At 64.6% G+C, this 393-nt stretch carries 1 pseudogene; it reads right to left on the bottom strand.

From position 1 onward, the window contains the following. Positions 1-393 (bottom strand): annotated as a pseudogene (locus tag HX773_RS25510) (hypothetical protein); the annotation flags it as partial.

Below are 393 nucleotides of genomic sequence, written 5' to 3'. Positions count from 1 at the left end.
TGGATGGGTTTCCAGCGCCACGCTGCGGGTGGTGGTGATGTCGATCATCTCGTTGAGCGCCTGCAACGCGCTGACCCCCAGGGTCGGTGTCGGCATGTCCTGCAACGAGGCCACGGCCTTTTTCCAGATAACCAGTTGCAGGGCATTGGCCCGGGCGTTTTCCCGGGTGGCGCGTTCGATGTCGGTCAGGTCGCGGTAATAGGCGATGCGTGCGTCCACATAGTCGCGAAAATCCTGGCGCAAGGCTGGCTGGTGGGCGACTGGCAGCAGGTCCAGGCGCAGCCAGGCGGTGCCCATGGCATTGGTTTCCGCGACGATCAAGGTTCGCCGGGCATCCATGCGCGTGGCCGCGCCGGAGAAGGTGAAGGCAATCAGCAGGGCCAGCAGGCCGAA

Source organism: Pantoea sp. B9002, assembly GCF_013385945.1.
Lineage (GTDB): Bacteria > Pseudomonadota > Gammaproteobacteria > Enterobacterales > Enterobacteriaceae > Pantoea.
This window is presented reverse-complemented; position numbering and strand designations above follow the sequence as displayed.